The sequence below is a fragment of the Kluyvera sp. CRP genome, assembly GCF_019930565.1.
In the GTDB taxonomy this organism is placed as follows: Bacteria; Pseudomonadota; Gammaproteobacteria; order Enterobacterales; family Enterobacteriaceae; genus Kluyvera; species Kluyvera georgiana_A.
The window spans coordinates 1,143,596-1,155,613 of the sequence record NZ_CP082841.1 but is presented as its reverse complement, the minus strand read 5'-3'; the positions used below and the strand labels follow the sequence as shown (position 1 = coordinate 1,155,613).

Genomic DNA, 12,018 nt, shown 5'->3' with positions numbered 1-12,018 from the left:
CGGCAAGCCAGTTGATGCACAGGGCCGCACGGGCGGCCCGCAAGAATTAGTTAATTTCGATACGGCGCGGTTTGTTCGCTTCCGGAATCACGCGTTCCAGTTCGATATACAGCAGGCCGTTCACCAGGTTAGCGCCACGCACGTGGATGTTTTCCGCTAACTGGAATTTGCGTTCAAAGTTGCGCTCGGCAATACCTTGATAGAGATAAGTCCGTTCTTTTTGTTCTGCGGCATGCGCGCCTTTCACCACCAGCATGTTGTCCTGGGCGGTAATTTCCAGCTCGCTTTCGGCAAAACCGGCCACGGCAATCGCGATGCGATAGTGATTTTCGTCTACCAGTTCAACGTTGTACGGAGGGTAGCCGCCGTTGCTTTGCGTTTGATTGTTTTCTAACAGGTTGAACAGGCGATCAAAACCGATGGCAGAACGGTATAACGGGGATAAGTCGAAGTTACGCATAATCAAATAGCTCCTGAAAATCAGCGAGAAATAGTGGACCTTCCATCGTGGACAGGTCGTGAAGCCCTGAACACCCCGCAGGCGTGTTCTTCCCGGCTACACCTATAAAATGAGGGGGAAAGAACCTTTTTCAAGCCCCAGTGTCTGACTTTTTTTGCACTTTCCCGGAGAAGGCTTACACTGGGTGAGAGCACGAAAGGCCAAATTGCGACAGCCGCCACAGAGCGGTAAGCCTGGGCTTTCTATTTTGGCAACGGGTGGCTATAACCCGATGGAGGAGCTTTTTTATGCTCATAACAACGAAGAGCTCATGATGAAAAATCTGCTGATTAAAACGGCGTTGGTAGGGGGAATCTTCCTGTCAGGAGGATGTTCCAGCGTCATGTCGCATACCGGCGGCAAAGAAGGCACTTATCCCGGCACGCGCGCCAGCGCGGAAATGCTGAGCGACAGTGATAACGGCTGGGCCACCAAATCACTGGTCGCCCTTGATATGCCGTTTACGGCGGTGATGGATACCGTGCTGTTGCCGTGGGACTTCTTCCGTAAGGACAGTTCGGTCCGTTCGCGGGTCGAAAAGAGCGAGCAGGAGACGCTGGCCACCAATTCGGTGATCCCGCCGGCCTCGATGCCCGCACAGTAACTCAGTAGCCGGTTCCGGTTACCCACAGCTGGCGAAAGCCAGCCGTTTCTTCCATCCAGGCAATCGATCGTCCGTCGGGCGAGAACACCACCGCATCCGCCGATGGTGGATTGGCGTGGTGGTCAGTTAAAAAGGTGATTTCACCGCTTCTCGCATCGCACCAGGCAATACGCCCTTCCAGCACCATGCCCAGTCCGTTTCCGGAGGGATGCCAGTTAAACGCCGACTGAATGTCGGAAGTATTGTGCGTCAGCTGGCGCGGTTCGCCACCGTCTGGCGAGATTAACCACAACTGCACGACACCGTTGTCATCACGCATTAAGAAGGCAATCTGCGTGCCCTGCGGATGGCTGCGCACCCAGTGGCGCGGAACGTTTACCAGCCCGGGAAAAGCACGCTGATGCGTGAAGGTTAGCCGTCGCTGGCGAACGCCCGCGGGCGGCGCAGGAAGCGTGGTGTCGGTCCCCTGCAGCGGCGCATCACCCGCCTGTTTCCAGCCCTGCTCGTCAGACGGCAACTCAACGAGGAACAGCTCCGGCACTTTCTCTCCGGCAAGCGAAACAGTATCGCCAATGAACGCCAGCGCCTGCGAGCCGACCCACCCCTCTTCATAGGCGCGGTTGATATCATCGCTGCCGGGCTGCGGTTCGGCGGTCGTCCGACTGACCAGCACGCACCAGTGGCTACCGCCGTATTCCCGCGGATGCTGCCCACGGGGCGCAACCGGGCCATAAGGTACGGCGACGCCGACATTACGCAGGTCCTGCGCCGGGTCGTATTCGTGCATCACGTGATCGTTGTAGGTGAAACTGACAAACTGCCCGCAGGGGCTGTAGACGTGAACGTGGCTACCGCCGCGCAGCGCGCCGGGCGTGTAGGGTGCGGTAATATCCATCGCATCGAGATTGCGAGTTTCACCCTGCGCCGTGACTACGCCGCGACGGTGGTGGAAATCATACTGCCAGTCGGCGTCCGGGTTCTCCGGGCCATGAATAAAGACGTACTGCTCGGCGCTGGGGTGCACCGTCACCACACCCACATGCGCGCCTTCACGGGCGCGATAAATCACCTCTACGTCACCGCTGTTGACGTTCACGCGCTCGATCGTTTCGCCGGTAAATGAGGCTCCGGACGGGCGAACATCGTAGACCAGCCACTGGCTGTCCGGCGTCCAGGTGCGGGTATTGGTAAGCTGATGATTGCGCGGCGCAAAGGTGATTTGTTTCATGGCGGAGTCCCGTTCGAAAGATACCTCGTGGTTTTACCACGCGAACGGGTTATTCCATAATATTTAGCGGCGCTGTCGGCTATCCGCCTGCTGCGCGCTGGCCGCCAGCGCCGGAAAATCCGCCTGGGTGTAATAACGTTCAGGCGGCGGCAAGCGGGCCATATCGGTTGTCGGCCAGAGCTGCAGTTCGCCCAGCGCGTTGAGCGCCAATCCCTGCCAGCAATGCGGCAGCATCAAGCGCTGCGGTGTCGCCCGTTCACCGGGTACCGGCGTTGGCAGTCGATTATCACCCATCTGGTAATTGCGCTTTAGCACCAGATACTTCTCTGGTACCCGCTTCTGGCTGTTCCACCAATGGCCGTCGAGCATATCAAAATGAAAGCGGGTGCTTTGCGGAGGCTGCGCGCCAAACTGCTTCAGCGCCTGGTTCAACGCCTGGCTCATTGCCACATTATAAACATCCTGAGAGACGGTCTGCCCGCCCAGGATCAGAGAGACCGCCAGGCGCGCGCCCAGCAGGTTAGAGTAGAGATCTTCCGGCGAAAAAGCGGAAACCCCCTCGGAAAATCCTGGAACGGACTCAAACCCGTACCATTGGGCAATTTCGTGCCACTCCGCCACCTGAAACGCCAGGTGCGCCGCCAGCCAGGCCGCTAACGTATAGCGTTCAGCAGGATCTGACGGCGGAGTGAAAGCATTAAAAACCACCCGACGTTGGGCCAGTTCGCTATCTAAATCAAGGGTAAATGGCTGGCCCAGTTTCGGCAGCAGCTGGCTGAAGAGATACACCGTCATATCCGCCGTATCGCGCACGTGCGCGGTATCGATAAACCCTCCGCGGGTTGTGTAAAGGATACCGTTGTTCTCACGACTTAAACCGGTGAGATTTTCCAGTCCTGCCAGCATGTTATCATTATACTGATGCTGCCCAAGACGCTCCGCCTCTACCACGTTATCCAACTGATATAGGGGTACCGATATCCCCCACAGCGCGGCATGCAGGTTATAGCCAAAGGCGCAGCAAGGGCGAAGCCCTTTCGGTAACGGCTGCGGTGGCATCGCGGGCCACGCGCGAGTCGCCCGGACGGTCGCCTGCGTCGCTAAATCGAGCGGTACCGGCAGCATCGCATAGCTGCGTGAGACGACGCACAGCGCCAGAAGCAAAAGGATGTGAATAAACGCCTTCAAAATGCCTCTCCAACCTGAAAATAGAACCCGCTGCTGCCTTTGCCGATGCCGTAATCCAGCCGTACGTTAACCCGCGGTTTGAATTCAAATCGATAGCCGACGCCCGCCGAGGGTAGCCAGCGTCCGTTATCCAGCGCGTGAAACGACGGCCCCATAGTGCCCGCGCCAAGCCAGCCAACAACGCCGTGCCGCCAGTCAAGCTTGCGCCGATATTCCAGCTGGCCGCTGACCGCATTTTTGTCCCGATAGCGCCCCTCGTAATAACCGCGCATTCGCTGGTTGCTGCCAAGCAGCGGCATCATACTCCACGGCACGTCGCCCTGGGTAAACGCGCCATCCATCTCCCACGCCAGCACGTTTTTATCGTCCAGCGAGTGGTAGCGGCTGTAGTGCAGCTGATATTCATCAAAGCGGGTATCACTGCCAGTGTCAGGCGTGAAGCGGGTATAGCGCACATCGGCATACTGCCCCTGACGCGGGTTGGGGACAAAATCCCGGTCATCCCAGCTCAATTCGATACTGCCGCCGGAACTCAGCACCGATGCTCCCTGCGCCGTGTGCTCTATTTTCGGCGGATCGCTATCGTCCATCTGGGCTGCATGCTGGGCATTCAGCGACCAGCCGACGCCAAGGTAAACGTTCGGCGCCAGCCGGCGGTATAGTGTGGGACGTAAATCCAGAATCTGCGCGGTGTACTGTTCTTTCTGACTGTCTTTATCGCCTGCGGTAAATCCCTGCCCCCAGTAGTAGGTGGGGGTATCCGTCAACGCGCCATCAAGAAAGAAACGCCAGCGATCGTCGGCGAAAAAGGCATAATTTTGCATCGTCAGGCCAAATGCGCCGGTTGAGCTAAAATAGCCGCTGAGCGTTAACGTTGAGTTCTGGCTGACCGTGTCGTTGGGGTCAGGGCGATACATGCCGACGACCGCGGTGCCAATCCCCAGCCCTAATTCAGGGGTGTAGAACGGCCCCGGCATGACCCCCCAGTCGATCCCTTTGCTGGCATCGAAGTTATCGCTGGCTCCTAGCTTTTGCAGCCAGCCGTCAACCTCGCTGCGGCTTGGCAGCGCGGCCTGCGTCAGGGAGGCAAACAGGCAGAGGCAAAAGAGGAAGCCGACGCGGATCAAAAGCGATATTCTCCGGCGATAAAGAAGCTGTTACGTTCAGCGAAGCCGATCTCGGTGGTGACGTTAAAGTTGCGCGTCACTTCGTACTGTGCGCCCACCAGCATGTTCCACGGGGACTGTAGATGTTGTTTCACATCGAAGCGGCCTTTATCGTCCTGGTTGGCAAAATTCACCATATTCTGGAGCATCGCCGACGGCATGGTGAGATCGTTCAGGCTCCCCTTAAACTCTTCCTGCACATCCTGATACATGCTTCCAACCCACACATTCAGCTTCCCTGAAGGCAGGTGCAGCATTTCCACCTCGGGGGTGGTAAAGCGGTAGCCAACACGAGGTGAGAAGGTGAAGGCATCGATACTGCCGTCGAGGATATCAAACCGCGTCTGGGTATAGTTGCCATCCAGTACGGCAAACCAGTTGCCTACGCCGCCAGCCAGCGTGGTCCCCACGCCGTAGGTAGTGCCTTTAAAATCAAGTTTAAAATCAAGATCCTGCATATGAGGAAGCGGCACCACCTTCCCATTTGGCGATTTAAGGCCGACGGCGATTTGTGAAATAGAGTGACCTTCGGTATGGCCAAGCAGGCCATAAACGTTCATGAAAGGGAATAACCAGGTATCAAATTTCAGCGTTTCCGTTTTACTGGATTCACGCGTTTTGCCCACTCCAATATCAAAGGCGTTATCCAGTGAGACAGGCCCATGACCAAAAGCCTTATTAAATGCATCACTCACCGCTTTATTACAGAGCTTCCCCTTTTTCGCGTTCGAACAGATCGCATTCTGAATGGCGGCCTGGTTTCTGCCATCTAAAGAAAGCCCGGTAAAATCGATACTATCTACATTAATATTCTGACGAATATTCATATAGTTAATATTAATACCGAAAGGCTCCGGCAGATCGTAACCGCGTTTGCGGGCCTCATCGCCTAAAAAAGGTAAAACCGACGGGGTTTCCGGCTGTTCTACCGCGGCGTTATCCAACGTTGTCGTGCCCTGGTTATCATCCTGATACCCATAAAGCGGCGTTAAGGCTGAGGATGGGTCCGTTGCGGCCCAGGTATGAAATACCATAAAGAATGGCATCATCAGCACCAGGCAGATGCATTTGTTATTCATAGAAAAAGCGTAATTGCTGGCAGAATGTGCCAGGGGATAAAAGAGGGAGCGAGAGTATAGAATTTAGGTATTAATTGGGGGGATTTATGTGCGATTTCACACCTGATAATACAAATACGCGTTTTAAAACAATCTTAAGGTTTTGCCCGGCCGCCGCCGGGCATCCGGTTATCAGGAAAGAACGTACTTCTCAATCGCCCAGGCTACGCCGTCTTCCAGGTTCGATTTGGTCACAAAGTTCGCCGCTTCTTTGACTGCCGGAATCGCGTTATCCATCGCCACGCCAACGCCAGCGTACTCGATCATCGCAATGTCGTTTTCCTGGTCGCCAATGGCCATGATCTCTTCCTGCTTGATACCCAGCACCTCGGCCAGTGATTTCACGCCGGTACCCTTATTGACGCGCTTATCAAGAATTTCGAGGAAGTACGGCGAGCTCTTCAGCACGGTGTATTTTTCTTTCACTTCCGGCGGAATACGGGCAATGGCTTTGTCGAGAATGGCCGGCTCGTCGATCATCATCACCTTCAGGAACTCGATAGACGGATCCATTTTCTCGGCTTCACAGAACACCAGCGGGATGGTGGCGACAAAGGATTCATGCACCGTGTAATAGCTGATATCGCGGTTGGCGGTGTACAGCGTGTTGCGATCCAGCGCGTGGAAGTGGGAACCCACCTTGCGGGACAGCTCTTCCAGGAAGCGATAGTCATCGTACTTAAGCGCGGTCTGCGCCACGGTGCTTCCGTCACCCGCCTTCTGGACCAGCGCGCCGTTGTAGGTGATGCAGTAATCTCCCGGCTCGTTCATGCCCAGCTCTTTCAGGTAGCTGTGCACGCCAGCGTAGGGACGCCCGGTGGTCAGAACCACGTTAACCCCTTTTGCGCGTGCCGCCGCGAGAGCGTTTTTCACTGCAGGAGAGATAGTGTGGTCCGGCAACAGCAATGTTCCGTCCATGTCGATTGCGATCAGTTTAATAGCCATGAGATCCCCAGGTTAAATGAGCCTGCCCTCATGCTAACTCGATTTAGCGCAAAAAACAGCAGCAAAGGCGGCTTTAAACGGGGATACAACGTGTTGCGCGTTCTCCCCTTTTGCATGGCCTTAGCCAAATAACTTACCGCCCTTGAGCAGGTCCATTCCGGCGGATAACAGGTCGTTGTGCGCCTGCGGATCGACCTCACCCTTCGGCGAGAGCGCATCGACGATTTTCGGCAGGTATTCCGCCAGCATCGTCGAGGCGGAGCTGGCATCGGTACCGAGCTTTTCACCGAGATCGGCAACGGCAGGCGTACCAAGCGCCGAAACCACCTGATCGCTGCTAATGGATTGATTATTTTGCTGATTACTTATCCAGGATGAGACAATGTCACCCAGCCCGCCGCTTTGCAGTTTCTCCAGCAGCGCCTGTATTCCCCCCTGCTCGTTGACCCAGCTCAGGATAGCCTGATATTTACCCGCATCGCCGCTGAGCAGCGAACCGACCACATCATCGAAAAGTCCCATTTTCCACCTCGAATTACGCTAAAGAGAAGACGTAGTGAAGTATAGTTCGCGTACGCAAGGCATAAAAAAACGCCTGAAAAAATTCAGGCGTTTTTCGCGTTAATTCCCCGACGTCGAGGCTACGATACGGATTAGATATCGATGTTCGCCGCCTTCAGGGCGTTCTCTTCGATAAACGCACGACGCGGCTCAACGGCATCACCCATCAGGGTGGTGAACAGCTGGTCAGCGGCAATCGCGTCCTTCACGGTAACGCGCAGCATGCGACGGCTGTCCGGATCCATGGTGGTTTCCCACAGCTGTTCCGGGTTCATCTCGCCCAGACCTTTATAACGCTGAATCGCAAGGCCACGGCGGGACTCTTTCACCAGCCAGTCCAGCGCCTGCTCGAAGCTGGCTACCGGCTGACGACGTTCGCCACGTTCAATGAACGCATCTTCTTCCACCAGACCACGCAGCTTCTCGCCCAGCGTGAAGATACGACGGTATTCAGCACCGTTAACGAATTCGCTATCCAGCACATAGTCGGTATCCACGCCGTGGGTACGCACGCGGATAATCGGCTCGAACTGCTGCTGTTCAGCATTGTGCTGAATATCAAACTTCCACAGGCTGCCGTGCTGCTCTTTTTCGTTCAGCTCGGTCACCAGCGCGTTCACCCAACGGGTGACTTTCTGTTCGTCGGAGAGATCGGCTTCCACCAGCGTTGGCTGATAGATAAGCTCTTTCAGCAGCGCTTTCGGGAAGCGACGTTCCATACGATTGATCATTTTCTGGGTGGCGTTGAATTCGGCAACCAGTTTTTCCAGCGGCTCGCCCGCTAACGCCGGAGCGCTGGCGTTGGTGTGCAGGGTTGCGCCATCAAGCGCAATGGAAATCTGGTACTGATCCATCGCTTCGTCGTCTTTGATGTACTGTTCCTGCTTGCCTTTCTTCACTTTGTACAGCGGTGGCTGCGCAATGTAGACGTGGCCGCGTTCAACGATTTCCGGCATCTGACGGTAGAAGAAGGTCAACAGCAGCGTACGAATGTGCGAGCCGTCGACGTCCGCATCGGTCATGATGATGATGCTGTGGTAACGCAGTTTGTCCGGGTTGTACTCGTCGCGACCGATGCCGCAGCCCAGCGCGGTAATCAGCGTCGCCACTTCCTGAGAAGAGAGCATCTTGTCGAAGCGCGCTTTCTCAACGTTGAGGATTTTACCCTTCAGCGGCAGAATCGCCTGGTTCTTACGGTTACGCCCCTGCTTCGCAGAGCCACCCGCGGAGTCCCCTTCCACGAGGTACAGTTCAGACAGCGCCGGGTCGCGTTCCTGGCAGTCGGCCAGTTTGCCCGGCAGGCCAGCGAGGTCCAGCGCGCCTTTACGACGGGTCATTTCACGGGCTTTACGCGCCGCTTCACGGGCACGCGCCGCATCGATAATCTTGCCGACCACGATTTTCGCGTCGGACGGGTTTTCCAGCAGGTATTCGGCCAGCAGTTCGTTCATCTGCTGTTCAACCGCCGATTTCACCTCGGAGGAGACCAGCTTGTCTTTGGTCTGCGAGGAGAATTTCGGATCCGGCACCTTCACGGAAACCACCGCAATCAGGCCTTCACGGGCATCATCACCGGTTGCGCTGACTTTGGCTTTTTTGCTGTAGCCTTCTTTGTCCATGTAGGCGTTCAGCGTACGGGTCATCGCCGCACGGAAGCCTGCAAGGTGGGTACCGCCATCACGCTGCGGAATGTTGTTGGTGAAGCAGTAGATGTTTTCCTGGAAACCATCGTTCCACTGCAGCGCCACTTCAACGCCGATACCGTCTTTTTCGGTAGAGAAATAGAAGATATTCGGGTGGATCGGCGTTTTGTTCTTGTTGAGGTACTCAACGAACGCCTTGATGCCGCCTTCGTAGTGGAAATGGTCTTCTTTGCCGTCACGCTTGTCGCGCAGACGGATGGACACGCCGGAGTTCAGGAACGACAGCTCGCGCAGACGTTTCGCCAGAATGTCATATTCGAATTCGGTGACGTTGGTGAAGGTTTCATAGCTCGGCCAGAAACGCACCATGGTACCGGTTTTTTCAGTATCACCCGTGACCGCCAGCGGTGCCTGCGGCACGCCGTGCTCATAGATCTGACGGTGAATTTTGTTATCACGCTGGATAACCAGCTCCAGCTTCTGGGACAGGGCGTTAACAACCGAGACGCCCACGCCGTGCAGACCGCCGGACACTTTATAGGAGTTATCATCGAATTTACCGCCGGCGTGCAGCACGGTCATGATAACTTCCGCCGCGGAGACGCCCTCTTCCGGGTGAATCCCGGTTGGGATGCCGCGGCCATCATCCTGTACGGAGACAGAGTTGTCGCTGTGGATGGTGACGATGATATCTTTGCAGTAACCAGCGAGCGCTTCGTCGATAGCGTTATCCACAACCTCGAATACCATGTGGTGCAGACCGGTGCCGTCATCCGTGTCGCCGATATACATACCCGGGCGCTTACGCACCGCATCCAGCCCTTTCAGGACTTTGATACTGGAGGAGTCATAAGAATTCGACATCAACGTTTCTCGCTCATTTAATCTTGGGTTAATCCGTTATTTTACCCTTTTCCACGGTAAACATCTTCGAATTTTCATCCGACATGTCCAGAACGTGTTCAGCGCTAATGGCGCTGACGAAAACCTGAGACTGCGTGGCTTTTAAACGGCTGGCCAGCAGGCCACGCCGCGCGTCGTCAAGTTCCGAGGCAAAATCATCTATCAGGTACAGGCAGCGTCTGCCGCTCTCGCGGGTCAGAAACTCGCCCTGCGCCAGGCGTAGCGCGCACATCAGCAGCTTAAGCTGCCCGCGCGATAAGGTGTCTTCCACCGGCGCGCCGTCGGCGCGAATGCGGAAGTCCGCCTTGTGCGGGCCGTGTGCCGTGTAGGTCAGCATACGGTCGCGTTCGAAGTTTCTCTCCAGCACTTCGGCATAATCGGTTTCTTTCTCCCAGCCGCGCTGGAAGGAGAAGGTCAAAGAGAACTCCGGAAGAAATTGTTGGCAGGTATCGGCCATATCTTCGGCGATACCGGCGCTGTATTCCGCCCGCCAGCGGCTGATTTGCTCGGCCAGCGGGATAAGTTCGAGATCCCATGGACGCAGCTGCGCGTAGCGGCTCACCTGGCGCAGCGCGGCATTGCGCTGCTTGAGCAACCGCTTCAGGTTGCTCCAGGCGTTGAAGAATCCGGCTTCGTTGTGGAAGCATCCCCAATCGAGGAACGCTCTTCTGTATTTGGGGCCGCCGTTGAGTAAAGTAAACCCCTCGGGCGTAATCAGCTGCATTGGCATCAACAGCGCCAGCTCGGCAACCTTGTGGCCGTCGGTGCCGTCGATGCGCACTTTGCTGTCACCCAGTTTGTCTTTGGTCAGGCCGATTGACGTTTCGCGCTCTGCGCCCTGTAAACGGCCATGCAGCACGAAAGATTCCTGCTCGTGGCGAATCACGCGGCCAATCTGCAAACTGCGAAACGCCCGGCCATGGCCGAGCGTATAGATGGCTTCCAGCACGCTGGTTTTGCCGCTGCCGTTGGCGCCAACCAGGAAGTTAAAGCCGGGGGATAAAGCAAGATCCGCGTTTTCAATATTGCGAAAATCGCGGATCAACAGACGGGTGAGCGACATTACAGTCTCATTGGCATAACAACGTAAGCAGCACTCTGAGACGCCGCATCTTCAATCTGTACGCTGGACACGGAGTCAGTCAGCATGATGCGCACATTTTCGCACTTCAGCGCATTGAGCACATCCAGTACGTAGCTGACGTTAAAACCGATTTCAAGCTCGGTTCCTGGATAGGTGACATCCAGGATCTCTTCCGCTTCTTCCTGTTCCGGGTTATTGGCGGTGATTTTCAGCTGGTTTTCGCTGACGTACAGGCGTACGCCGCGGAATTTCTCGTTCGAGAGAATCGCCGCGCGGGCAAAGGCCTGTTTGAGAATGTCGCAACCCGCTTCCAGATGTTTATCCGGATTCTTCGGCAATACGCGGCGATAATCCGGGAAACGACCGTCAACCAGCTTGGAAGTAAAGATAAAGTCGCCAACGTGCGCACGGATGTTGTTGCTGCCGATCTGCACGCGCAGCGGCGTTTCGCCACCGTCGAGCATACGCATCAGTTCAATGACGCCTTTACGCGGCACGATCACCGAATGGCTCGGCAGGGACTGGCCCACCGGCATGGAGCAAACCGCCAGACGGTGGCCGTCGGTCGCCACGGTACGCAGCTCTTCGCCTTCGGTTTCGAACAGCATACCGTTTAAGTAATAACGCACATCCTGATGGGCCATCGAGAACTGGGTGGCTTCAATCAGGCGTTTCATTGTGGCCTGCGGCAGCGTGAATTCCACGTCGCTCTGCCAGTCGTCAAGGTTCGGGAAGTCGGCGGCAGGCAGCGTAGAGAGCGAGAAGCGGCTACGGCCAGAGCGCACCAGCATACGGTCGCCCTCCAGCTGGACGGCTATTTCCGCGCCTTCCGGCAAGCCGCGGCAAATATCGAAGAATTTACGCGCCGGGACGGTAGTCGCGCCCGGTTCATGTGCCTGCAGCAGCGCCACGCGCGCTACCATTTCCATTTCCAAATCGGTACCGGTCAGCGACAGCGTGCCGTCCGCGACCTGCAGCAACAGGTTACCCAGAATCGGCAATGTCGGACGCCCGCCTAACGGGCCACTCACCTGTTGTAACGGTTTTAATAAATGTTCACGTTCTACGGTAAATTTCAT

11 protein-coding genes and 1 other annotated feature are annotated in these 12,018 nt (G+C 56.1%); of the genes, 1 reads left to right on the top strand and 10 read right to left on the bottom strand.

Going from position 1 to position 12,018, the window contains the following annotated elements; all coding sequences use genetic code 11:
- Positions 1-46: 46 nt before the first annotated feature.
- Positions 47-460, bottom strand: a complete 414-nt coding sequence (gene ibpA, locus K7B04_RS05345) for a small heat shock chaperone IbpA (protein ID WP_015343937.1) — start codon at positions 458-460, stop codon at positions 47-49.
- Positions 454-529 (bottom strand) — a sequence feature (ROSE (Repression Of Heat Shock gene Expression) occurs in the 5'-region of heat shock genes and acts as an RNA thermometer to modulate expression.). It overlaps the preceding gene by 7 nt.
- Before the next feature lie 241 nt (positions 530-770).
- Between ibpA and K7B04_RS05340 the strand changes: the two genes are divergently transcribed.
- Positions 771-1,103 carry a YceK/YidQ family lipoprotein gene (locus K7B04_RS05340; protein WP_223803623.1) on the top strand — a complete coding sequence of 111 codons (333 nt, stop codon included), beginning with the start codon at positions 771-773 and terminating at the stop codon, positions 1,101-1,103.
- Between the two features lies 1 nt (position 1,104).
- On the opposite strand, the gene K7B04_RS05335 is transcribed toward K7B04_RS05340, so the two are convergent.
- The 9 genes from K7B04_RS05335 to dnaN form a co-directional block, all read right to left on the bottom strand.
- Positions 1,105-2,331 carry a DUF3748 domain-containing protein gene (locus K7B04_RS05335; RefSeq protein ID WP_223803622.1) on the bottom strand — a complete coding sequence of 409 codons (1,227 nt, stop codon included), beginning with the start codon at positions 2,329-2,331 and terminating at the stop codon, positions 1,105-1,107.
- 63 nt (positions 2,332-2,394) lie between these two features.
- Complete coding sequence (locus K7B04_RS05330) at positions 2,395-3,519, bottom strand: DUF4056 domain-containing protein (protein WP_223803621.1); 1,125 nt, start codon at positions 3,517-3,519, stop codon at positions 2,395-2,397.
- A complete protein-coding gene (locus K7B04_RS05325) occupies positions 3,516-4,646 on the bottom strand; it encodes a BamA/TamA family outer membrane protein (protein ID WP_223803620.1) in 1,131 nt (376 codons plus the stop codon). Before K7B04_RS05325 ends, K7B04_RS05330 begins: the two co-directional genes overlap by 4 nt.
- Positions 4,643-5,764, bottom strand: coding sequence for a hypothetical protein (locus tag K7B04_RS05320; RefSeq protein WP_223803619.1), 1,122 nt, complete (start codon positions 5,762-5,764; stop codon positions 4,643-4,645). The genes K7B04_RS05325 and K7B04_RS05320 overlap by 4 nt, the downstream gene beginning before the upstream one ends.
- 171 nt (positions 5,765-5,935) lie before the next feature.
- A complete protein-coding gene (gene yidA, locus K7B04_RS05315) occupies positions 5,936-6,748 on the bottom strand; it encodes a sugar-phosphatase (protein ID WP_167574691.1) in 813 nt (270 codons plus the stop codon).
- A 120-nt stretch (positions 6,749-6,868) separates the two neighbouring features.
- Positions 6,869-7,270: a YidB family protein gene (locus K7B04_RS05310; protein WP_163447646.1), complete on the bottom strand. Its 402-nt coding sequence runs from the start codon at positions 7,268-7,270 to the stop codon at positions 6,869-6,871.
- A 131-nt stretch (positions 7,271-7,401) separates the two neighbouring features.
- Positions 7,402-9,816 (bottom strand): DNA topoisomerase (ATP-hydrolyzing) subunit B, encoded by a 2,415-nt coding sequence (gene gyrB, locus K7B04_RS05305; RefSeq protein WP_167574690.1) that lies wholly within the window; start codon positions 9,814-9,816, stop codon positions 7,402-7,404.
- Between the two features lie 28 nt (positions 9,817-9,844).
- Entirely contained in the window at positions 9,845-10,918 is a 1,074-nt protein-coding gene (gene recF / locus K7B04_RS05300) for a DNA replication/repair protein RecF (RefSeq protein ID WP_163447644.1), read from the bottom strand.
- Entirely contained in the window at positions 10,918-12,018 is a 1,101-nt protein-coding gene (gene dnaN / locus K7B04_RS05295; protein ID WP_223803618.1) for a DNA polymerase III subunit beta, read from the bottom strand. The genes recF and dnaN overlap by 1 nt, the downstream gene beginning before the upstream one ends.